Here is a 536-nt window from a genome sequence, read left to right on the forward strand (position 1 = left end):
GACAACTAATCAGTGAACAGTGAACAGTGTAGACGCGTCAGCGGCTTGCCGTAGGCTACAGTGAACAGTTAAGAGTGATAACTGATAACTGATAACTGATAACTGTTAACTGATTCATGCCCAATGCCCAATGCCCAATGCCCAATGCCCAACTACCAACAATCCTAATAAAATAAATCAGCACGGGGTTTAAAAGTTTCCATCTGTCGAATTTTTTCGTATAACTCTCGTTCTTCTTTAGTAATATTTTTAGGAGTAACTATCTGAATTTCTACTAATTGATCGCCGCGTTTACCTTTATCGGCGGGATAACCTTTACCAGCTAAACGTAATCTTTGTCCAGACCTAACTCCTGGAGGAATAGTCATTTTCACTAAACCATCAAGGGTAGGTGCTTCGACTTGACCTCCTAATACTGCTTCGGTGGGAGTAATGGGGATTTGGCAGTAAATGTCTGTACCTTCGATTTTAAAAAGTGGATGAGGATCGACGGTAATTTTTAAGTATAAATCCCCGCCATTAATGCCTTGATTACG

General features: G+C 40.7%; 1 protein-coding gene. It reads right to left on the reverse strand.

All coding sequences use genetic code 11. From position 1 onward, the window contains the following. Positions 1 to 164: 164 nt before the first annotated feature. Positions 165 to 536 (reverse strand): DnaJ C-terminal domain-containing protein (locus DM995_RS23000; RefSeq protein WP_286164979.1); only part of this gene is annotated, 372 nt, incomplete at its 5' end.

It is taken from the genome of Blastomonas sp. UPD001 (assembly GCF_003426715.1).
Classification (GTDB): domain Bacteria; phylum Pseudomonadota; class Alphaproteobacteria; order Sphingomonadales; family Sphingomonadaceae; genus Blastomonas.